At 70.0% G+C, this 21630-nt stretch carries 14 protein-coding genes and 3 pseudogenes; 7 read left to right on the top strand and 10 right to left on the bottom strand.

What is annotated here, in order from left to right:
- Window positions 1-6 precede the first annotated feature (6 nt).
- Entirely contained in the window at window positions 7-462 is a 456-nt protein-coding gene (locus OHB41_RS01815) for a hypothetical protein (RefSeq protein ID WP_266696169.1), read from the top strand.
- A gap of 111 nt (window positions 463-573) precedes the next feature.
- Here OHB41_RS01815 and OHB41_RS01820 read toward each other — a convergent pair whose 3' ends face one another.
- On the bottom strand, window positions 574-1305 hold the full coding sequence (locus OHB41_RS01820; protein ID WP_266696170.1) for a hypothetical protein: 732 nt from the start codon (window positions 1303-1305) through the stop codon (window positions 574-576).
- A 123-nt stretch (window positions 1306-1428) separates the two neighbouring features.
- Here OHB41_RS01820 and OHB41_RS01825 point away from each other — a divergent pair, with 123 nt between their 5' ends.
- On the top strand, window positions 1429-1950 hold the full coding sequence (locus OHB41_RS01825; RefSeq protein WP_266696171.1) for a MarR family winged helix-turn-helix transcriptional regulator: 522 nt from the start codon (window positions 1429-1431) through the stop codon (window positions 1948-1950).
- Between the two features lie 191 nt (window positions 1951-2141).
- Window positions 2142-4307, top strand: coding sequence for an MMPL family transporter (locus OHB41_RS01830; RefSeq protein WP_266696172.1), 2166 nt, complete (start codon window positions 2142-2144; stop codon window positions 4305-4307).
- 153 nt (window positions 4308-4460) lie between these two features.
- On the opposite strand, the pseudogene OHB41_RS52530 reads toward OHB41_RS01830, so the two are convergent.
- Window positions 4461-4627 (bottom strand): annotated as a pseudogene (locus OHB41_RS52530) (ATP-binding protein); the annotation flags it as partial.
- A gap of 350 nt (window positions 4628-4977) precedes the next feature.
- On the opposite strand from OHB41_RS52530, the pseudogene OHB41_RS01835 reads away from it, so the two are divergent.
- A pseudogene (locus OHB41_RS01835) lies at window positions 4978-5642 on the top strand (IS5 family transposase); the annotation flags it as partial.
- A 4-nt stretch (window positions 5643-5646) separates the two neighbouring features.
- Here the strand turns inward: OHB41_RS01835 and OHB41_RS01840 are convergent.
- A complete protein-coding gene (locus OHB41_RS01840; RefSeq protein WP_266696173.1) occupies window positions 5647-6105 on the bottom strand; it encodes a hypothetical protein in 459 nt (152 codons plus the stop codon).
- A 241-nt stretch (window positions 6106-6346) separates the two neighbouring features.
- Between OHB41_RS01840 and OHB41_RS01845 the strand changes: the two genes are divergently transcribed.
- A complete protein-coding gene (locus OHB41_RS01845) occupies window positions 6347-6586 on the top strand; it encodes a hypothetical protein (RefSeq protein WP_266696174.1) in 240 nt (79 codons plus the stop codon).
- 177 nt (window positions 6587-6763) lie between these two features.
- On the opposite strand, the gene OHB41_RS01850 is transcribed toward OHB41_RS01845, so the two are convergent.
- The 3 genes and pseudogenes from OHB41_RS01850 to OHB41_RS01860 form a co-directional block, all read right to left on the bottom strand.
- Window positions 6764-7153 (bottom strand): PASTA domain-containing protein, encoded by a 390-nt coding sequence (locus OHB41_RS01850; RefSeq protein ID WP_266696175.1) that lies wholly within the window; start codon window positions 7151-7153, stop codon window positions 6764-6766.
- Window positions 7154-7414: 261 nt separating this feature from the next.
- On the bottom strand, window positions 7415-11689 hold the full coding sequence (locus tag OHB41_RS01855) for a discoidin domain-containing protein (protein WP_266696176.1): 4275 nt from the start codon (window positions 11687-11689) through the stop codon (window positions 7415-7417).
- A 736-nt stretch (window positions 11690-12425) separates the two neighbouring features.
- Window positions 12426-12713 (bottom strand): annotated as a pseudogene (locus OHB41_RS01860) (ATP-binding protein); the annotation flags it as partial.
- 888 nt (window positions 12714-13601) lie between these two features.
- Between OHB41_RS01860 and ctaD the strand changes: the two are divergent.
- Window positions 13602-15329 carry an aa3-type cytochrome oxidase subunit I gene (ctaD, locus tag OHB41_RS01865; protein ID WP_266696177.1) on the top strand — a complete coding sequence of 576 codons (1728 nt, stop codon included), beginning with the start codon at window positions 13602-13604 and terminating at the stop codon, window positions 15327-15329.
- Window positions 15326-15670 carry a cytochrome C oxidase subunit I gene (locus tag OHB41_RS01870; RefSeq protein ID WP_266696178.1) on the top strand — a complete coding sequence of 115 codons (345 nt, stop codon included), beginning with the start codon at window positions 15326-15328 and terminating at the stop codon, window positions 15668-15670. The genes ctaD and OHB41_RS01870 overlap by 4 nt, the downstream gene beginning before the upstream one ends.
- Before the next feature lie 97 nt (window positions 15671-15767).
- Here the strand turns inward: OHB41_RS01870 and OHB41_RS01875 are convergent, their stop codons facing one another.
- The 4 genes from OHB41_RS01875 to OHB41_RS01890 all read right to left on the bottom strand — a co-directional run bounded on the left by OHB41_RS01875 (window position 15768) and on the right by OHB41_RS01890 (window position 21144).
- Window positions 15768-17180 (bottom strand): PucR family transcriptional regulator, encoded by a 1413-nt coding sequence (locus OHB41_RS01875; protein WP_526024878.1) that lies wholly within the window; start codon window positions 17178-17180, stop codon window positions 15768-15770.
- Window positions 17181-17300: 120 nt separating this feature from the next.
- Window positions 17301-19115: a LuxR C-terminal-related transcriptional regulator gene (locus OHB41_RS01880; protein WP_323138343.1), complete on the bottom strand. Its 1815-nt coding sequence runs from the start codon at window positions 19113-19115 to the stop codon at window positions 17301-17303.
- A 411-nt stretch (window positions 19116-19526) separates the two neighbouring features.
- Window positions 19527-20420, bottom strand: a complete 894-nt coding sequence (bdeA, locus tag OHB41_RS01885) for a bis(hydroxyethyl) terephthalate hydrolase (protein WP_266705592.1) — start codon at window positions 20418-20420, stop codon at window positions 19527-19529.
- A 376-nt stretch (window positions 20421-20796) separates the two neighbouring features.
- Window positions 20797-21144: a cupin domain-containing protein gene (locus tag OHB41_RS01890; RefSeq protein WP_266696179.1), complete on the bottom strand. Its 348-nt coding sequence runs from the start codon at window positions 21142-21144 to the stop codon at window positions 20797-20799.
- Between the last annotated feature and the right edge of the window lie 486 nt (window positions 21145-21630).

The raw sequence follows: 21630 nt of genomic DNA on the forward strand, positions 1-21630 counted from the left end.
GCTCAGATGGCCCACGACATAGTTTTCTTCCTCGCCCTCGACGACGAGACCGCCGCTGCGACGCGCCTGCGGGGACCTGGTGGGGCCTTTGAGTCAGAGACCTGCCGTTCTATTGAGCCGGACAGCGCCATCGCCGAGTGGGACATGTACTTCGAGGAGCCTTCGGCCGAGGCCCCGCCGCTTGAGCAGCTCTATGCGTGGCGGCCCTGGCCGGAGTGGGTCACCGCCCCGTTGAACGATGGCGTTGAGGTGTTCGCTCTGCCGAAGCGACTGACCCGAGCGCTGGCCAACGCGAGCTCCGCCGAACTTGAAGAGCTAGCAGGCCGCTGGACCGCGCGGCTGTGGTCCGAGGACGGAGACGACATGACCGAAGATGATCTATTGGCGGTCCTGCAGGGAGTTGCCCGGCTCGCGGTGTCTGCGGTGAACACGGGTGGCGGCCTCTACAGCTGGAGCTTCTGACTGCCCGCCTTTGAAGGTGCCTCGCGGTTGAGGCCGCTGCACGCCAAGAGCTCGGTCCCGGTGGCGTTGAGCATTGCTCGAAATAAGCGGCCCGTGAACGCTCTGTGGTCCTCAGCTGTCGCTGTCCCTGACGCCTCCTCGCAGGCCCCACTCATCCAGGCCGGAGTAGATGAACGCAGTGCGGCCCCGCGGAAAGGAGAGAGCCTCGGCCTCCCCTGCGTAGACCGCCACCAGCGAGTCGGCTCCGCGCCACCATGTGTCGGACAGGCCCATCACTTCGCGCACTGGCTCGTACCCGTCCAGAACGATGCCGTCGACATCGTCACCGGTGACCTTGACGATCTGCTGTGCGCACCCGGACGCGTGGTGGGTCAGTGCGAGCGACTCCACCCAGCCTTCGACGGTGGCGTGGAGGGGCGCCCACCGGCCTGAGTGAATACCGAACTCACCGGACGGCCCGATCACGAACGAGTAAGGGACCGCGGTCCGCTGCATCCCGGCCTCGAACCACCAGCCGTCGGAGGATGAGCCTTCGGGTGAGTCCGCTTCGAGGTATCTGGGTCCGCCGTCGTACTGCGGTGAAGGTGGCAGGACCAGGCCACCCCACCGCTTTTCATAGGCCGCCATCCGGTCGATGACCGCCGCCGGGACGTCTCGGCCAAGCCACCACTCCCTGTGCTCCTCGATGGGCCGGATGTCGACCTTGACGCCGTGAGCGCGGACGAACGATCGGGCTCGTTGAGTCAGGCCATCAGGCACATCGTTGAAGAGATTGAGATTCACCAGGGTGACGCTACCCAGCCTCCAAGGAATCTCGGACCCTGGGTCGCTCAGCGCTCCCATGGCACGCGATCCAATCGAGCTGAACCTCGGCTGTCCCGCTGGCCCTATTCCGCACGCCCAGATATCCGAACCTACCGACAGGCCGTACGAGGCACGCACCGCCGACTTCTATAGGCTGACCGCGTGGCCAGAGCAGATAACCCCGACGACCGGGCGGGTGAGCAGGACCCCGGTGGGGGACCGGAGCGCGAGCGCACCGCGCCGACGGGCCTCCAGGCCTTCGCCGTGCAGCTCCGCCGGATGAACGGCGAGGTCAACCGGGTGGTGCACGGCTTCGCCGCCGAACACGGACTGCACGCCACGGACGTCCAGGCACTCGCCGCGATCCTCGATGCTCCCGAGCCGCTCACCCCTGGCAGGCTCAGGGAACACCTCGGGCTCACCTCGGGTGCCGTCACGGCCTGCCTGGACCGGCTCGAACGCGCGGGCCACATCCGGCGCGTCAGGGAGAGCCCCGACCGCAGAGTGGTCCACCTGCACTGGGTGCCCGACGCCAAGTCGGCGGCCCGCGCCCACTTCCGGCCGCTCGCCGAGGTCACCGCGAGTGTCCGGTCAGGCTTCAGCGAGGACGAACTGTCGGTGGTCCTGCGTTTCCTGACGGCCATGAACGAACAGCTGGCCGGGGTGCGGTCCCCCGGGCGCTGAGGCCTGTCGGCCGGTCACGCCGACGCGGGAACCGCCGGACGTCCGCCGCATCCGGACGGGCACCGTCCCCGGAAACATCCCCGTGGTCTACGATCCGACCGCGGGATAACTCAATGATTGAGATTGTTCGCCATTGAGGTACCTGGACACCTGTGCGTCAAATGCCATGCCGCCGTGACACCTGGAGAGCGATGTCCATCACCCCACGACGGGCCCTGTGGCTGATCCCCGTCGTCCTGCTCGTCGCCTGGCTCGGCATCGGGGGGACCCTCGGCCCCTACGCCGGCAGGCTCGGTGAGGTCGCCACCAACGACCAGGCCGCCTTCCTGCCGCGCAGCGCCGAGTCCACCAAGGTGGTCTCCGAGCAGCACACCTTCCAGCAGGACGAGACCCTGCCCGCGATCGTCGTGTGGACCGTGGACGGCGAGAACTCGGTGCAGGGGGCGCGCCGGACAGCGGCGACCCGCGCCCTGGCCTCCCTCGCCGGTACACCCGGCGTCGTCGGCCAGGCCTCTCCCGCTCTGCCGTCGGGCGACGGCAAGGCACTCGAGGGCGTCGTCCAGCTCCGGCCCGATCTCGGCGACAAGCTGCCCGACACCCTCGACCGCGTCCGGACAGCCGCCGACCGCGTCCCTGCAACGACGGCACGCATCGCCGGACCCGCCGCCAGCCAGGCCGACCTCTCCGACGCCTTCGCCGGCATCGACGGCCTGTTGCTCGGCGTGGCCCTCGCGACCGTCCTGGTCATCCTGCTGCTCGTGTACCGCAGCGTGCTGCTGCCCTTCGTCATCATCCTCGGCGCGGTTTTCGCGCTCGGCCTGGCCTGCGCCGTTGTCTATGTCCTCGCCGACCACGACGTCGTCCGGGTGGACGGCCAGGTGCAGGGCATCCTCTCCATCCTCGTGATCGGCGCGGCCACCGACTACGCCCTCCTGTTCACCGCCCGCTTCCGTGAGGAACTCGCCCTGCACGACGACCGGTTCACCGCCGTCCGGGCGGCGCTGCGGCAGTCGTGGGGCGCAATCGTCGCGAGCGCCGGGACCGTCGCCCTCGGTCTGCTCGCCCTGCTGCTCAGCGACCTGACGAACAACCGGGCGCTCGGACCGGTCGGCGCCATCGGCGTCGTCTGCGCCGTACTGAGCACGCTCACCTTCCTGCCGGCCGTCCTGGTCCTCCTCGGCCGTGCCGCCTACTGGCCGGCCCGTCCCAGCCCGACCGGGGACGCCGGGGCCGGCAGCGGAGTCTGGCGCCGGGTCGCGGACCTGGTGGACCGCGCACCCCGCAAGGTCTGGGCGATCGCCCTCGCCGGCCTCCTCGCCTGCGCGGCCTTCGCACCCACCCTCACCGCGAAGGGCGTCCCCCTCGACGAGATCTTCGTCAACGACGCCCCCTCCGTCGCCGCCCAGCAGACCCTCTCGAAGCACTTCCCCGGCGGCTCCGGGAACCCCGCCGTGATCATCGCCGACGCCGACCGCGTCACCCAGGTGACCACCGCGGCGCGCACCACGGACGGCGTCGCCTCGGCCGCCGCGGTGACGGAGTCCGGACGGCCCGGCGGGGAAGACCCCAAGATCGTCGACGGCCGGGTACGCATCGACGTCACCCTGAGGGCCGCCGCCGACAGCGACACGGCCAAGGACACTGTCGCCCGGCTGCGCGACGCCGTCCACGCCGTGCCGGACGCCAGCGCGCTCGTGGGCGGTTACACGGCCCAGCAGTACGACACCCGGCAGACCGCCGAACGCGACCGCACCCTCATCGTCCCTGTGGTCCTCGCCATCATCCTGGTCATCCTGGCGGGCCTGCTGCGCTCATTGCTGATGCCGCTGCTGCTGGTGGCCACGGTGGCGCTCAACTTCGCCGCCACGCTCGGTATTTCGTCGCTCGTGTTCCGGCACGTCTTCGGCTTCACCGGCACCGACGCGTCCGTGCCGCTGTACGGCTTCGTCTTCCTCGTCGCTCTCGGTGTCGACTACAACATCTTCCTGATGTCCCGGGTCCGTGAGGAGTCACTGCGCCACGGAGTGCGCCAAGGGGTGCTGCGCGGACTCGTCGCCACCGGCGGGGTGATCACCTCGGCGGGCGTCGTCCTCGCCGCGACCTTCGCGGCCCTCGGCGTCATCCCGCTGGCCTTCCTGGTGCAGATCGCCTTCATCGTCGCGTTCGGCGTCCTGCTCGACACCGTGGTGGTGCGCTCCCTGCTGGTGCCCGCGCTCGTCCGCGACATCGGCCGCCGCGCGTGGTGGCCGGGGGCGCTGAGCCGCGAAACGGCGCCGTGCCCCACCAGGCCGAGCGCGACCACGCGGGGCGGGCAGGTCCCGCGTTCCGCGGTGCACCCTCCCCGGACCTTCACATGAAGCCCATGGGGATGATCGTCCGGCTGAAGCCCCCTGGAGCCTTTCCGCCGCGCTGCGCCGACACCAGCGAGGAGCTGAGTCCCGGCAGGCGGAATCCCGGCATCGGCGCGAGTCCCGACAGCAGCCTTCTCCAGCTTTTGTGGCAAGCGGATCTCACGGAATGGCGACCTCGAACCAGACCGCCTTTCCTGTGTTCAGCCGGGTCGCACTCCAGCGCTTGGCCTGCTTGTTGACCAGGTGGAGACCGCGTCCGCCCTCGGCCGTGGCGTGCCCTGCCGCAGCCGGGGCAGCTGAGGCACGTCGTCGCCGACAGGGCGGCGGGGTGGGTGGTGTGCCTTCGGGCGGCGGTCAGGCCAGGAGGGCTGCAAAGGCACCTAACCCAGGACACCCGCGCAGCAGCCGACACCGGCACGACCACCTGGCCCGACCCTGCGCCCATGAGCAGCCGCGACCTGTACGAGAGCCAGCAGCACGGTCACGCCGCGTGACCCGGTTCCTCACCCCGCAAGACCTTCTGCAGATCGCGCAAGCCCTCCCCGGCGATCCGGCCTGTCGCGACCTGGGCGTCCTGGTGCAGTCGACCATCGAAGCTCGACGGACTCTCCGCACTGGTCACGGGCGGCTCGCGCGGGCTTGGGCTGCTTCTGTCTGCGCGGCTGCCGGGTGACCGGCGAGGCTGCTGGAACACGTCCAGGTCCGCGACGACGTGGTGGGCCGGGTGGAGTGGACCATCGCCGTCGACTCCACGGTCAACCGGGCCCACCAGCACGCCGCCGGCGCCCGCAAAAAGGGGCCGCAGACGAGGACGAACTGGAAGATCCGGGCCGCTCGCAGACGCGCCAGGCCCTCGGCCGGTCCCGAGGAGGGCTGACCACCAAGGTCCACCTCGCCGTCGACGGTCGGGGTCTGCCGCTGTCGATCGTGCTCACCCCGGGCAATGTCAACGACGCCACCGCGTTCGCCGATGTCCTCGACGCGATCCGCATCCCGCGCTCCGGCACGGGCCGCCCTCGCACGACTCCGGAACGCGTGCTGGGCGACAAGGCCTACTCCAGCAGTGCTATCCACCACCTGCTGCGGCGCAGGGGCATCGCTGGAACGATCCCCGAGCGCCGCGACCAAGCGGCCAACCGCCGCCGCCGAGGGCGCCTCGGTGGCCGCCCGCCCGCCTTCGACAAGGAAATCTACCGCGGCCGCAACGTAGTCGAACGGTGCTTCGCCCGCCTCAAGCAGTTCCGTGCGATCGCCGCACGCTTCGACAAACTCGCCGACCGCTACCGCTCCGGACTCGTCCTGGCCTCTCTGATCCTCTGGCTCCGCGATCCAGCCACGTGATCACTTAGGACATGTCCCGGCTGCCCGTCGGGCGGCCAGCACTGCTTGACTGCTCAACTGCCCGGCGAACGGCGGCGCGGAGTTTTTCTTCGGGCTCATTCCGCCTGAGCACGGTTTTGAGGGAAGAGGGTGCTGCAGCCCGCACATCGGGATCCGGATCGGAGAGTGCGGCGACGATGATCGGCGCGTGAGCCACGGCGTCGGGGCCGAAGATGCCGAGGCCCTCGATCCCCGCGCGCCGCAACATCGCTTCCGGTGCCGCCGTAGCCGCCACGAGTAGTTCAAGGGCCTCAGCTGGTGCCTCCGCGCACACCTTCGCCAGGCCGGACAGCGCCTGCTCGAATTCTGCGGTGTCGGAAGGAGAAGCCATGGCGAGTTGCTTCAGCGCCTCACTCACCGCCGACGGACGGGTCGCAAAACAGCGATCCTGGTCGCCCCGGGCGGGGGCGGTGTCGTTGTCCATTCGGTCATCCTGCCAGCAGCCGAGGCCCGGTTCCCAGAACCGGGGAGCCAACTGGCCCGGTTCAGGGTGCCGAGCCGCCCGGATAGTTCGTGTCGCCGCAGTGGGCGGCCTTCTGGCTCTTCAGGCTACGGACCACACGGCTTCGTGAGCCAGCTGGAAGATCATTTGTCAGACACCGCCTAGTTACGCCTAGTTAGCCTCCCTTTGCGGTGGGCGGACCGCCGCAGAGGAGGACAGAGACATGCGATCTCGACTCGTGGCCTCAGCCGCCACGGCAACCACCTTCGCGGCTCTGGCGCTGACGCTCGGGCTCGGGGGAACGGCCCACGCCGCCACCCGGAGCCCCGTCACCGCGGCGGAGTGCAGCGCGACCGGCGGCCTGGTCGTCCCGCTGGGTCTGGTCGGAGCCGTCTGCGTCCGGCTGGGCCCCAACGGCTGGGTCGACGCGGACTCGGCGCAGATCACGGACATCCACTTGTGATCAGCCCGTCCAGCAGCGGCACGCGCGGATACCGGAGCCGCGCCAGTCTTCGGCTTCCGTTTCGGCTCCGGTGACCTCCTCCAGGGGATCCAGGCGTCTCCTGGTCCTCCGCGGAAGGGGCACGGGCGGATCGGCCCGGGATGACGGCGGGCACCTTTCGCCGAGCGAAGCGGAAGGTCAGTCGCCGGGGACGGTGATGGTCACGGTCGCACCCGGCTTCAGTGTGGAGTGGGGGGCCGGGGACTGGGCGGTCACCTCGAGGGAGTCGTCACCGATCTCGGAGTCGTCGGTGAAGGCCATGCCGTAGTCCAGCTCGGCGAGTCGGTTGCGTGCGTCGGCGACGGTCAGTCCGGTGAGGTCGGGAACGATGCCCTTCGCGGCGGTGGGGCTCGGCTTGCCGTGGGACGTCGGGGAGACCGTGGCCGGTGCTGTCGAGCCGCCGTCGTCGTCCTGACAGGCGACCAGTGGGCCGAGCGCGAGCAGCAGCGTGGCGACGCGGAGGGCGGCGAGGCGGACAGGACGAGGGCGGACGTGGTGCATGAAGGACTCCCCGTGAATGACGCCCATGGACGTTCCGTGGCGTGCCGGATCTCAGGGTGGCGGGCCGCCGACGCCCGGCGCCATACGCAGAGCTGCGTAGCCCCTCGACCATGGAGAACAGCTGCTCGAACGGCGCTGTGATCTCCCGGCTCCTGAGGCAGAACAGCACCAGCGGCACCTGCCGACAGCTCCGGCGGTACCGTCCGGCGAGTTCCTCCTCCTCGGACGCGACAGTACGGGACCGCCCTCGCGGAGGGAGGCCCCGTACCGTTCGTCACTGTTCGGAACTCACTCGATGTTGATCTTGAACGTGCTGGTCGTGTTGCGGACGTCCTGCGCGTTGCCGCTCATCCGCAGGTTGCGGAAGGTGGCTTCACCGACGGCGGGACCCTGACCCGGCTCCGGCAGCTCGTTGGCCCAGATGCCGAATCCGGACTTGGCGTCGAAGGCGTCCCCGCTCTTCTTGGAGTTGGTGATGGAGATGTCGGTGAAGATCGTGTCCTTCACCGGGAACTGCGGTTGGCCACCGACGTAGTTGGTCTGGAACATCACGCCTCCATACGTGGAGTCGTCGATGTCGACGTCGTTGACCCGTATCCCCTGGAAGACCTTGGAGGCGGAGAACGCCCAGATGGCGGGGAAGACCTGCGAGCCCCAGAAGTGGCCGCCCGTCCTGTCCAGGGAGACGTTCTCGATCGTCGTGGGGTCGGTCCCGAAACCGTTCATCGGGTAGCCGAAGTCCAGCGAGGAGATCGTGATGCCGGAGTAGACCAGGGTGTCGGCGACACGGATGTTGCGGAAGGTGTTGGCGTAGCCGCCGTAGACGGCGATACCGGCCGCTCTCCAGGTGAGCGTCGACGTCAGGTTCTCGTAGAGGTTGTTCTTCTCGTCGGCGCCGCCGGCGTCGATCGCCGAGAACAGCGCGAAGCTGTCGTCGCCCGTGGCCCGGGCGTCGTTGTTGACGACGTGGTTGTCCGTGGAACCGTTCGTCATGTTGATGCCGTCGGCGAACGTGTCACGGATACGGGAGTTCTTGATGGTCATGTTGTCGGTGTTGGCGCCCCAGTAGAGACACACCATGTGCTCGACCCAGATGTTGTCGATGGTGATGTCGGAGACGTTGGAGAAGTCGAACACCTTGCCCGGGCCGTCGATCCGGGACGTGTAGTTGCCGAAGTAGGAGAAGCCGGCGAACGTCGAGCCCTTGGCGCTCGCCTCGGCCCGGAAGCCGATGTCCGTGTTCTCCTGCGAGGAGGGGGCGTGGAAGCGGGTGAACCACGGTCCGGCACCGACGACCTGGACCGCCTTGCCGTAGACCTGGAACTTGCTGGAGGTCTCGTAGTCACCGGCGGGCAGGTAGACGCCGACGAGCTTGCCCGTGGTGTCCATACGGACCTTGTCGAGCGCGTTCTGCACGTCCTGGTGCGCGAAGCCGGCCGGGACCGTGTAGGCGGCCGGGTCCGGGTTCGCGGCGGCCGTCGCCTGCTCGGTGTTGATGAAGTCGATGTCGTAGTAGGAGGAGGAGTTGGCGGCGTCCTTCTGGAGCCGGATCCTGGAACCGGCCGGCACGGTCTTGCCGAGCAGCAGGTTCGCCTCGTCGTAGATGTGGCGCGGAGCACCGGAGCCGGGCGAGTTGCCGGGCGCGGTCTCGTTGCCGTAGAGCCAGGCGTACTTCGACGTGAGGTCGATCGCCTTCAGGAACTGGCCGTCCACGTAGACGTCGAGTGTCGTGTCGGTGCCGTCCGGGATCGAGAATCGGGTCACCAGGCTGTTGGTCGCCGCGCGCGTGGTCCACTCGACGTACTGGCCGGTCCCGGTGAGGGTCACCGCCTTGCGGCCGCTCGCCTCGCCGGCCGCGTCGCCGATGGTCCGGTTCGGGCCGACGACCTTGGCGCCGCCTCCGACCGTGCCGTCCTCGGCCTCGTACATGTCGTACGGCATGTCCGCGCCGCGGCCGATGAACAGGGGCTGGGTGGTGGTGTTGTTGGCGCGCTTGACCGGAAGTTCGTTGGCGTCGTCGGCGATGACCGTCTTGACGGTGTACTTGCCGTTGGCGCCCGTCCACGAACCGAGGCTCACCGGAGCGGTCGTCTGGCCCGAGGCGATGACGCCGCTGTAGGAGCCGCTGAGCGTCTTGACGGTCGCGCCCTTGGAATCCTGAATCGTCAAGGTGACGCCGTGGGAACCGGAGGCCGAGTCCGTCGTGCCCTGGTTCTTGATCGCGACGGTGAACTTGACGTCGTCACCCGCCGAGGCGCTGGACGGAGTCCAGGAAACCGGCGCCGCGACCAGGTCGGAGCTGGAGACGGGCTTGACGACGAGGGCGTCCGAGCGGGTGAAGACGTTGTTCGCGTCGTTCTGCTCGATGACCTTGTTCGACGGGTCCACCTCGGCGCCGACCGGGTAACTGCCCGCGTCCCGGGCGCCGATGCTCGCGGTGACCGTCTTCGTCTCACCCGCGGCGAGGGCGGGGACGTCCGCCGTGGCGACCTTCGTTCCCCCCAGGGTGAAGTTCAGGTCGGTGGCCTTGGCCGCCTTGGTGCCGCTGTTGGTCACGGTCGCGGTGAGGCTGACGGCGTCGGACTCGACGGGAGCCGAGGGCGTGTTCGTGATGCCGGTGACCTTGAGGTCCGGGTTGGCGGCGGGGGTGCCGATGACCTGGAACTCGGCGACCTGCGCGCCCGGAGCGCCGGTGTTGGAGGTGAACTTGAGCTGGATGTCGGCGGCGGAGCCGGAGACCGGGATGGTCACCGTGTTGCCGCTCGTCGGCGAGAACGTGTAGTCCTTCGCGGCCGCGAGGCTGGTGAAGGCCGTCGCGTCCTGGTCGCGGCCGAGCACCTGGATGTTCTGCGTGCGCGTCGACCAGGCCGCGTCCGGACTGAGCTTGACGACGACCTGGCTGAGGTCGGCGTTGGCGCCCAGCTTGGTGGTGAGGGTGGCCGGATAGGCGCCACCCCCGCTCTCCCAATAGGTGCTCGTCAGACCGTCGTTGGCGTTGGTGGCGACGTACGTGAAGGTGTACGAGGAAGCCTCGATCGGCTTGCCCTCGGCCAGGTTGGAGCCCCCGCCCGAGCCGGGCCTGGTGACGCTGTTGCTCGCCACCGACACGTTCCCGGCGGCGTCCTTCGCCTTCACGTAATAGGTGACCGTGGCCGCCGCCGACGGGGTGTCGGTGTACGTCAGGACGTCACCCGCGACGGACTTGACCAGCTGGTCATTGGCGTAGACGTCGTAGCCGGTGACCTTGACGTTGTCGCTCGACGCCTGCCAGGTGAGCTTCACGTCGCTGCCGGACTGCGTGTAGGCGAGGTTGCCGGGCGCGGTGGGGGCCTGGGTGTCGCCGCCCGATCCCTTGCGGGTGACGCTGTTGCTGTTGGAGGAGACGTTGCCCGCGGCGTCCTTGGCCCGCACGAAGTACGTGATGTCGCTGCCGGCCGGCTGATTGTCGGTGTACGTCAGGACGTTCCCGGCGACGCTCGCCCGCAACTGGCCGTTGGCGTAGATGTCGTAGCCGGTGACATCCGTGTCATCGCTCGCGGCGCCCCAGGCCAGCTTGATCTGCCCGGTGGCCGGCTCGGTGTAGCTCAGGTTCGACGGCGCCGTGGGCGCCTGGATGTCGCCGGTCGCCGGCCCGTAGACCTCGAGTTCGGACAACTGCCCTGCCGGCCAGCCGGTGTTGGCCGTGATCAGCACGCGCACGTACCGGGTCGTGGTGGTGTCGAAGCTGATGGTCGCCGACTGGTCGTCGCCGCTGTCGAAGGTGTACGCCTTCGAGGCCGTCAGGTCCGTGAAGTTCTGGTTGTCGGTGGAACCCTGGACCTTGAGCGTCTGACTGCGGCTCGGCCATCCGCTGGGCAGCCGCAGGGCCACCTGGTTCACCTTGACCGAGGACCCGAGGTCGACCTGGAGCCACTGCGGGAAGGCGTTGTTCGTGCTCTCCCAGTAGGTGGCCCGGTTGCCGTCACCGGCGTTGCCCGCGCCGTAGACGTCGGCGTGCCCACTCTCGCTGAAGGGCTTGCCCTGGGCGAGGTTGGGGGTCGAGGCGGCGGTCGTGAGGACCTGCATCTCGGCGAGCTGAGCGGTGGAGGCGACCGAGTTCTTGCTGAAGTCCGCTCGTACGTAACGCGCGAGGGTCGCGGGGAAGGAGACCTTCACCGTGTTGCCGTTGCCGGGGCTGAAGACGTACTGCGCCGACGACTTGAGCGTGGCGAAGCTCTTTCCGTCGGCGCTGCCTTGAAGCGCAAGCGTCTGTTTGCGGGTCTGCCAGGCCTCGGGCAGACGCAGCACGACCTGGCGGACGCGCTTGGTCCGGCCGAGGTCCGTCTGCACCCACTGGGCCGACTTCTTCCCGGCTTGCCAATAGGTGTCGGCGTCACCGTCGGTGACGCTGGCGGCCGTGTGTGCGCCGAGGGCGCTGCCGGCCTTGGTCGCGGCGTCCGCGGCGGCGTTGGGGCCGCCCGCCGCGTGGGCACCGATGGCGGGCATGCCTAGCACCATGACGGAGGAGGCGAGCACAGCGGTTGCTGCGCGCCGTCTCCAGGATCTGGGCTTGTGTCGAGTCATGCGGGGTCACTCCCTGCGGAGGTTCGCGCGCCGGAGGGGGCGGCGAGGTCGGCTCGTTCCTGGGCAGAGCGGTGGCACGGTGGCGCGGTACGACAGAACGGCGGGAACTGCCCGCACAGAGATGCGTGATCTCCACGCAGGCGGCGGTACGCAGCTTCTTGCGCTCTTTCATCGCAATATTGCAGAGCACTGTGAGTCCGTCTACTGTCAGGACGCCACAAGTTTCACCGACCGCACCCGCGCCTCAGTGATGGAGGAGCTGCGTGCGCAGCTTCCAGGCCGATGAACAGGGCAATGAGCACCCGCCGAGGGGAGTCGACGGCGAGACGCGGCCCGCGCACTACTTCCTTTGGAGATCCGGTACTTGGCATATCGAGGGCGTCTCGAACGTCCCCCTGAAACCGGCCGGTACCCGAGCCCGCGATGCCCGACCCCGGCGCCGGACCACGCCGAGCGGGGCCTTGCACGGCACGACGCAAGAGAACGCAAAAAGCGCAATTTCTTGCGTCGCATGCGCCGTCCTGAGGGCCTACCTCATGCGGAACTCGCAGCGGTTGGTTGCGGCTCCGGTCCACCGCAAGCGGGATGACCTCGCACCGGCTTCGCGCGACCGCCACTCCGGCGTGCGTGCTGTGAGGCTGAGACTTCCAGAACGCCGGACGGTCTCACCGGAAGGCGACTCCTGCACCGTCCACCGGTCGAGCCGATCCGGTCGGGCGAGCACCACGGATCATGTTCATCGCTCGGGCTGCCGCACGGGTTGCCGGGAGAGGGCCTGTTCAGTCCAGATGGTCTTGCCTGATCCGGTGCAGCGAGTGCCCCAGTGCTGGGCGAGCTGAGCGACGACGAACAGTCCACGGCCGCCTTCGTCGAGGGTTCGGGCGTGGCGGAGGTGCGGCGCCGCGGGACTCGCGTCCGAGACCTCGCAGGTGAGGAACCGGTCTTCGATGAGGCGCAGTCGCACCGGTGGAGTGCCGTGCCGGATGGCGTTGGTGACCAGCTCACTGACGATGATCTCGGTGGCGAGGGGCCGCGAACTCGCGGACGTGGCCGTACCCGAGTTCGCGGATACGGTGGTGCCCGATGTGCTGGACACGGTGGCCCGGTGGAGCGAACCCCGTGTTGACGCGTTGGATGCGGAGGTTCGTGTCCACGATCACCAGCCCGACCGGCGCCTGCGCGAACAGGGCCTCCCACAGCGCCGAACCGACCTCGCCGCCAAGTCCACCGCCGCAGTTCCCGGCCACCCGCGCCTCCCCGGGCCTGCCGCCCTCTCCTCGGGTCAGCTCTCCGGCCCGCGTGCTCGGTGGGGCGGGCCGCGGCGGTACGTCCCACGACGCCGGCGGCAGGTGTGCCGAGCGGTCCTCCGGGCTCCCGGCTCCGCTCGACCACCGTGCTGTTCGCGCTCCTGACGGGGAGGAGTTCTCGCCGCCTCATGGGCCGATCACCTCCGCTGATGCCCCGGCTCCCTGAACAAGCGGGGCCGCACCGACCGCGGACGCCGCACGGCCGCTTCCGGCACTTCCCGCGCTTCCCGCGCCGCACCGCGGGCGCACCACACCTCCAGGCTGCCCCCAGCCGTCGCGGCGCGCCAGCCGGCCAAGGCCGCATGCGGGAGCCGGCGTAGGGCGATCAAGGGGGCGATGTCCCCGTCGGTGGACATCCACCGCGTCGTGGAAATCCGATCGCCGCCGCGTCGGACGATTGACAGCCCGTCACGAACATCGAACTGTATTCCGAAACGCCGGTACAGGACATTCACACTGCTGTCCAATGCCTACGGTATTCGAGTTGGATACTGAAGCGATCGGTTGAACAGTGACCGCTCAGGGCGTAGGACCTTGCTCCGAACAGCGAGGATGGCCGGCAGACGAGAGCCGTCGGTCCACTGTCAGCTGGGGAGCAAACCGCCTTGAGCATGCGCAACGAACCTCGTGGTGCCACGGCATCCGAGGACTCTTACGAGAGCGAGCTGCCGGTCAGGCGCGAGCAACCCGGCAATGTCGTGGTGAAGTGGCTGACCACCACCGACCACAAGACCATCGGCACGCTGTATCTGACGACCTCGTTCGCGTTCTTCCTGATCGGCGGTGTGATGGCGCTGCTGATGCGCGCCGAGCTTGCCCGACCGGGGATTCAGATCATCTCCAACGAGCAGTACAACCAGGCGTTCACGATGCACGGCACGATCATGCTGCTGATGTTCGCGACGCCGCTGTTCGCCGGTTTCACGAACTGGATCATGCCGCTGCAGATCGGCGCGCCCGACGTGGCGTTTCCGCGGCTGAACATGTTCGCGTACTGGCTGTACCTCTTCGGCTCGACGATCGCCGTCGGCGGCTTCCTCACTCCGCAGGGCGCGGCCGACTTCGGCTGGTTCGCGTACTCGCCGCTGTCGGACGCGGTCCGTTCGCCGGGCGTCGGCGCCGACATGTGGATCATGGGTCTGGCCTTCTCCGGCTTCGGCACCATTCTCGGTGCGGTCAACTTCATCACCACGATCATCTGCATGCGCGCTCCCGGCATGACCATGTTCCGGATGCCGATCTTCGTGTGGAACGTGCTCCTCACCGCCGTGCTGGTCCTGCTGGCCTTCCCGGTGCTCGCGGCCGCGCTGCTGGCCCTGGAGGCGGACCGCAAATTCGGGGCGCATGTCTTCGACGCGGCAAACGGCGGCGCGTTGCTCTGGCAACACCTCTTCTGGTTCTTCGGCCATCCGGAGGTGTACATCATCGCCCTGCCGTTCTTCGGCATTGTCTCCGAGGTCATTCCGGTGTTCTCGCGCAAGCCGATGTTCGGCTACATGGGCCTGATCGGCGCGACCATCTCGATCGCGGGTCTGTCCGTGACCGTATGGGCGCACCACATGTACGTCACCGGTGGCGTACTGCTCCCGTTCTTCTCCTTCATGACGTTCCTCATCGCCGTACCGACAGGCGTTAAGTTCTTCAACTGGATCGGAACGATGTGGAAAGGCTCGCTGTCCTTCGAGACACCGATGCTCTGGGCCACGGGTTTTCTCGTCACCTTCCTCTTCGGTGGTCTGACCGGCGTCATCCTGGCCTCGCCGCCGATGGACTTCCACGTCTCCGACTCGTACTTCGTGGTGGCGCACTTCCATTACGTCGTGTTCGGCACCGTGGTGTTCGCGATGTTCTCCGGCTTCCACTTCTGGTGGCCGAAGTTCACGGGCAAGATGCTCGACGAGCGGCTCGGCAAGATCACTTTCTGGACGCTGTTCGTGGGCTTCCACGGCACGTTCCTGGTCCAGCACTGGCTGGGCGCCGAGGGAATGCCGCGCCGTTACGCGGACTATCTCGCGGCCGACGGCTTCACCGCCCTCAACACGGTCTCGACGATCGCCTCGTTCCTGCTCGGTCTGTCTATGCTGCCGTTCCTCTACAACGTGTGGAAGACCGCCAAGTACGGCAAGAAGATCGAGGTCGACGACCCCTGGGGGTACGGCCGTTCGCTGGAGTGGGCCACGTCCTGCCCGCCGCCGCGCCACAACTTCCTCACCCTGCCGCGGATCCGCAGTGAATCCCCGGCGTTCGACCTGCACCATCCGGACATCGCCATGGCCGAGGACCGAAGCCACGGCGGAGGAGGCCCGCTCCTGACCGAGCGAGGACCCAGGTGAGCGATCTGCTGCGGCCTGGACCTGACGGCGAACTGGGCAACGCGGCGGAGGGATACCTGCTCTGGCACGCCACCGTCACGGAAGCCGAGCGACGCGCCCGTGAGTTCGCCGAAGCCATGGACTGGCTGACCACGTCACAGCGGGAAGAGATCGAGCGGTGCTATGTCGCCGACAGCCTGAAACGTGCTCGCAAGGACATCGAACGGATCGCGGCCCGATGCCTCGAACTGCGTGCCGAGTACGAACACCGATACCGAAGTCTGCGGAGACGCTGCGTAGGGCTGGCCCTGACCATCTGCGCCGCATCCACGGCGGCCGTCACCCTGTTGCTGCTCATGTGACCCTCGGCAACACACGCCCGGCCCGGACCCGGTCCGGGTCCTGTCGTTCGGTGGCGTCGGCGTGACGGTGCCGTCGGTCACGTGCCGGTGCCGTCGGTCAGGGGTCGAGGAGGCTGTGGGCGGCGAGGGCGAGCGACAGCTCCACGACGTCGGACGGCCGGCTCAGCGAGCGGCTGGTGAGATGCTCGCAACGGCGCAGCCGGTTCAGGACCGTGTTGCGGTGACAGTAGAGCCGGCCGGCGGCCCGTTGGGCGGAACCGTCGCAGGCGAGCCAGGCCGTGAGGGTCTCCAGCATGACGTCCCGGTCGGACGGGTCCAATCGCAGCAGCGGCCCGAGCACCCGCTCGGCGAGCGCCGCCCCGAGGACCGGGGCGGAGACGACGAGCGCCGCGGGCAGGTGCTCCTCCAGCACGACGGTTCCCCCGGCCCGCGGGCAGGCCCGCAGCGCCGTGTCCGCCAGGCGCCGGGCATCACCGATCGCCGCGAGACCCTCCACCACCGGGCTCACCCCGATCCGGGCCACGGGCGGGGCGGTCAGCCGGCGGGCGATCTCCCCGGCGTCCACGTCCCGCCCGTACGCCCGGAGACGCTCCTCGTCCCGGGTGACGTCGGCGCCCGGACTGCCTCCGGCCGCAGCCATCGGCTCGGGGCCGGTGTCGAGGAGACCGCTCTCGTGACCGTGACCGGGTTCGCCCTCGTCGTGGGGGTGGCCGGCGAGCAGGACGATGCCGTAGCTTCCGCCGCCGTCCCGGTCACGGTCGCGGTACCAGAGAACCCGCAGGCCGGACAGGTGGACCTGCCCCCACGCGTCGGCGAACGTCCGCCCGGAGGGCAGGCGGGCCAGCACGACCGCGTACCGCCCCTGCTCGGGAAGGCCCAGGGCGGCCGCGGTGGCGGGCAGGTCGGCGATCCGCGCGGTGCCGTCGAGCAGCGCGGCCGTCATCAGCCGCAGCCGGTTCTCCCGGCGCCACATCAGCTCGCGTTCCGTCTGACGGTAGGCCTCGGCCACGACGGCACAGTGGTCGTCGACGAAGTTCCAGACGTCGGCGGCGACATGGACGAGCAGACGCGCGTCGGAGGGCTGACGGCGGGTCGTCTCGTCGACGAGTTCCTGCCAGACCATGCCGCCGCCCAGCCGGAACGCGCGCAGCAGGGCGTCCAGCGGGAGCCCTCGATCGGCTCGTGCCCTGCCGATGGCCCAGGAGCAGCGACGGGCCGCCTCGCGCAGTTCGCCGGGCCGGATCAGCGATTCGACGTTGAGCCGCAGCGAACGCCGCACCTCGTCGCGCACGCTCTCCGCGTCGACCTCCATGGCGGCGCGGTACGCGGGCTCACGCTCCCGCAGCAGGGTCATCAGGCGTTCGGTGAGTTCGGGCAGCCCCGCCATCAGCGCCCGCGCGGCCTGGTGGAGTACCGAGAGGGCCTCCGCGTCGACGGCGGTACGGGCGGCTGCCACCGGAGTCCGGGATCCCGGCAGGGGCCGGCCGTGGGCGGGTACGAGGTGCTGCATCGCTGTCCTCCACCGGAGTCGGCTCGGTCCGGCCGGACCGGTCGGCCGACGCGCGGCCGCACGGGTGCTCCGGATCCGGACCTCCTGATCCCGCAGGATGACATACCGCCTGGTCGGTACCTAGGGGTGTGCGGTGGTCTTCTCCGCGCGGTCCAGCCAGCGGGAGAGTTCGACCCGGGAGCGGACCCCCAGGGCGGCGAAGACATTCCGCAGGTGGTGGTCGACGGTGCGGGGGCTCACGGACAGGCGCAACGCCACTTCACGGTTGGTGGCGCCCTCGGCCACGCAGCGGGCGATCCGCAGCTGTTGGGGCGTCAGCACGCCCAGCGAGCCGGTCGGTTCACTCTGGCCCGCGTCCCCGGTCGCCCGCAGTTCGGCCCTGGTCTGCGCGGCCCAGCCGAGTGCTCCACCTCGCTCGAAGGACACCAGCGCGTCCCGCAGACGGCCACGCGCCTCTCCCGGTCTGCGCTGCCGTCGCAGCCAGGCTCCGTAGAGGAGCTGGGTACGGCCGCGTTCGAAGTCCCCGGTGAGCTGGTCGTGGTGGGCGAGCGCGGCGGTGAACAGCGGCTCGCACTCATCGTGTTCGGTCAGCAGTGCACGGCAGCGGGCCAGTTGGGCCGGGGCCTGCGGATCGGCGCCCTGCGCCGCCCAGTGGGCGAACTCCGCCACCGCCGAACGGGCCGCGTCCGCCTGGCCGGTGCGGGCCGCCGCCTCCACGAAGCAGGGAACGGCGAGCATCCGTACCGCGAAGTGACCGCGGCGCGGGCCCGCGCCGACCAGCGGGCCGAGCCGAGCGGCGGCCTCGGGAAGTCGGCCGCGGGCGAGGTCGGCACGGGCCCTGGCCCACTGGGACAGCGTGGCCGCCTGCGCGAGACCGTGGGGCGCGGCGACACGCTCGGCGGCGGACGCGTGCTCCGCGACGGCCTCCTGTGATCCCTCGACCGACGCCACCAGCGCGAGGATCGCGTGGTGGTGCGCCGCGAGATTGCACTGACCGGCGTCGAGAGCGGTGCGCAGGCCGTCCTCGGCATGGGCCCGGGCGCGGGCGTGCCGGCCGGCGCGCAGTTCTCCGTACGCGAGGCGTTCCAGCGCCTTGGCGACCAGAACGCGCGGGCCGGAGGCCCTGGCGACGGCGAGCGCGCGGGAGTTGGCCCGGCAGGCGGCGGGCAGGTCACCGGCGACGAGCGCCGCTCCCCCGGCCCGCAGGAGCGCCTCGGGACCGTCGGGGATTCCGGCCACCCGCGCTCCGGCGACCACCTCCCCCAGCCGATGCCGTCCCGTGTCCAGGCGTCCTCGCATGACCGCGGACATCCCCGCCCGGTACGCCGCGAGTCGCGGGTCGGGTTCCGGCTGGCCCGGAGCACGGTCCAGGGCCTCCCGGCACGCCGCCGCGTCGCCCATCGCCCAGGCCGCCTCCATGGCGGCGAGCCTGGCCGCGAGGGCGCGGTCCCTGTCGGCCGGGCCCAGCAACTCGGCGGCGAGGAGCAGCACTTCGCGGGCGTCGGCGGCCGGGCCGTCCTGGAGGGCGAGCTGCCCGATCACCAGTTGGGCGGCACCGCGCACGGCGTCGGGCGCGCCCTCGTGACCGGCCTGCGCGAGCAGCTCCCGCGCTCGCTCCGGCAGCCCCGCCAGCCTGGCCCGGTCGGCGGCGTCGATCAGCCGGACGGCGAGCGGGCCCGTCCCTGTGGCGAGTCGAGTGGCCGGCGGCGCGGTGGCCGGGTCCCGACCGGCGTCGGGCGGTGAGCCTTCCTGGCGGCCGAGGTCGTATACGGCGGCGGCTCCGCCTCGGTCGTCCAGGGGCTCCTGACGTTCCGGAAGTGTCGGAGCCTGCGAGCGGTGGGCGGGAGGCCCGGCGGCGGGATCGTCGGCGCGAGGAGACGACGACTGACCGGTCGGGGTGTCCGCAGTTGCCGTGGAACCCGGGGTGCCCGGCACGGGGAGGGGGGCCGAGGTGCACCGGGGAGAGGGCGCCGGCCCTGGGTCCCCGCTTCGGCCCGGCTCGTTCGCCGCCCCCCGGAAGGCCGTCGGTAAGGAGCTCCGGCCTGCCGTCCCGAGTGGACTTCGCGCAGTCGCGTTTCCCGTCACGACCGTCACGTTACTTCCGCGTAAACGAAGGCGGAAGTCCCGGGTTCATTTGCCTGCTCAGTCGCGGAAACCCGATGTGACCAGGGCGAACGAGGTCCTGACGGGGCGCCGGATGGGCGGGCTCCCAGGCCCGGCAGGCAAGGCTTGTGAGCCCGCACAAGGACCGCCCGGCCGTGGCGGCACGCCCCCACGGGTGACGGCCGCCGGATTCCGGTTCCGGCGGCCGTCACTTGCTTGCTCGGTCGTGCGGTGCGGGACGGGTCAGGAGGTGTGCGGGCAGTTGCCGCGGTACTCGGCGATCGTCAGCGACGGCTGCGGCAACGGGCAGAGGAACTGCTCGTAGCGGGTGTCATTGTCGATGAAGCGCTTCAGCCACGAAACGCTGTACTTGGCGATCGTCGTGTTTGAGCTGTTGGGCGTGAAGTGGGTGGCGCCCCTCAGCTCCAGGTACGCCTTGTCGAGCGTGCTCGGCAGGCTCCGGTAGAAGGGCTCGGAGTGCGTGGCCACCGGTGCGATCGTGTCCCCGTCTGCGCCCACGATCAGCGTCGGCGTCTGGATCTCCGGCCAGGTGGTGTCCAGGTTCCATCCGGTGAGCGGGATGGCGGCCTGGAGCGAGGGACGACTCTTCGCCGCCTCCAGCGTTCCGCCGCCGCCCATCGAGTGGCCCATGACGCCGAGCCGGGTGCTGTCGATCCTGGTCCGCACGGAACTGCGCTGGGTCAGGTAGTCGAGCGCGGCGAGCAACTGCCGCCCACGGCTGTCCGGTTGGTCCAGGGTGGTGAGAGTGTCGATGGTGAACACGACGAAGCCCTGCGAGGCGAGCCGGGGCCCGAGCCACGCGATGGACGACTGGTACGCGGTGTACCCGGGCGAGATGACGACCGCGCCGAAGGTGCCGTCGCTGGTCGAGGTCGGGTAGTAGACGGTGCCACCGCCGAAGCCGGTCACCGAGAGCGAGGAGACGGTGGTCTGGGAGACGGCGTACGACCCGCGGCTCGCCTCGATGCCGGCAGTCGTGGGGGCGGGCCCACGCTCGTACGGATTCGCGGCGGCCCGCGCCGAGACGACCGGTGTTCCGATCGCCTGTGCTCCGGTGGCCTGCGCGGCGACGAGACCGCCCGCGGCCAGCAGCGCCGCGAGGCCGGCCCGCGCCAGACGGCTCGTGAGCCGGTGCGGGCGGCGCGCGGACGGGTCGGGTACGGCGGGTACGGCGGGTACGGCGGGGAATGCACGGTTCGGCTGCTGCACGGCGGGTGCGTCCTCTCGGTGAGGGGTGACGGACCCGCGCCGCGCTCGCGGCGCTGCCGGGGCGTGGGTGTCGGAAGGCGCACGCTGCGAAGCGGCGGGGTCCGTCTCGGTGGTTGCGGTGGCAACTGTCCGGCCCAACCCCGGCCCCGCACATCGGCAGAATCACCGGCCTTGGCCGACCGCCCGGCCGGCCCGCCCCTGCCGCACCGCGCCTCCGCGTCCCTCAAAGGCAGCGCGCGGGGCGGTCACACCTGGCCACAGCGCTCGGGACGCGTCTCGCCGGTCAGCCGGCGTCGGGGTAGGTGATGACGAGCATCGTGACCCCCTCCTGTGAGGTCCAGGGCCCGTGGGGCATGCCGGGCGGGCGGCACGCGTACATCCCGGTGGTGAAGGTCGCGCCGAGGGTGAGGTCGTGCAGGGCTCCCTCCAGGAGATGGACCTCTTCCCAGAAGTCGTGCCGGGACACGCCCTGGGCGGAGGTGTCGGTGCCCGGCTCCCAGCGCACGAGCGCGGTGCGGGCGCCGGTGGCGGAGTCCTCGGCCAGGACCTGTTCCCGAATTCCGGGGGCGGCTCCCGCCGGCGTGCTCCAGAGCCCGTCGGGCCGGTGGAACTCCAGCTCGGGCTTGCTCATCGCGACACCTCCGGGCGTCGGCCGGCCAGTACGGAGGTCTGTTCCTCCGTCAGGCGCAGGTTCTTCTCGGGGTCGGGGCCAGTGGTGCGCCGGCGTGGCACGATGCGCAAGACGGGTCGCCTCCTTGTCGGTTTCGTGGACGTTGGTGGTGGGGCACGGTGCCTGTGACGGCGGGTCGCTCGTAGTCGCCCGCGGGGGCGCCGGGATCACGTCCGCGGGACGGACCTGCCACGGTGACGGCCCGCTGTCACGGCGACGTACGGCGCCGGCTGGAGCCGGCACGCACCGACGACAAGCAGTGCGGCGAGCAACACCGGGGCCACGGACCGCCGATGACGGCGGCCAGAGTATCTGCGAGCGAGCTGGCGGCGCAGCCCGGTGCAGCCGAGAACCGCTCGGCCGTGACCAGGGCCTCCGGCCCGTCGGGGAATGGCGTGGACGGCGAGGGTCCGGAGCGCGGAGCCGACGCAGACGACCGTCGGCGTT

Origin of the sequence: Streptomyces sp. NBC_01571 (genome assembly GCF_026339875.1) — a bacterium.
GTDB lineage: Bacteria > Actinomycetota > Actinomycetes > Streptomycetales > Streptomycetaceae > Streptomyces.